Raw genomic sequence first — 423 nt, forward strand, 5'->3', positions numbered from 1 at the left:
AGCGGGGAAGTCATTTCATCTCAAACAGGGAAATATCGTATTCGTAAGCAAAATACTGACAAAGGAACCTATCTACTAGAAATGAAGAAAGGGGAAAACGGAGAGAGCGCTCAATTCCTTGATTCTGAACCGACAAATACATGGCGCATTGGATATGCATTTACATTAGATGAAATAGATATAAATAAAGTAAATCTCATACAAAATATCATTGTAGAGCACCCAGAATCTCCTTTTAATAAAGGATATATTATTTGTAAATTAATTGAAGATGGGCACATTTCACTTACTAAACAAAGTTTTACAGAAACAAAAAAAGGTAAAAAAAGAAAACAAGCTATAACCGAAGAAGAGTATCATCAAATTCTTACCGAAGTATTTGATATTATTCCGAACAGATATCTCAATAAAATTTTAGAAAGA

The 423-nt window shown here is 31.4% G+C and carries 1 protein-coding gene; it reads left to right on the plus strand.

Annotated features, from left to right (window positions below; translation table 11 throughout):
• Positions 1-423: arylamine N-acetyltransferase (locus MR169_RS28010; protein WP_242320393.1), on the plus strand; the 423-nt coding region annotated here is incomplete at both ends.

This window comes from Bacillus cereus group sp. BfR-BA-01349 (genome assembly GCF_022663795.1).
Taxonomy (GTDB): Bacteria; Bacillota; Bacilli; order Bacillales; family Bacillaceae_G; genus Bacillus_A; species Bacillus_A cereus.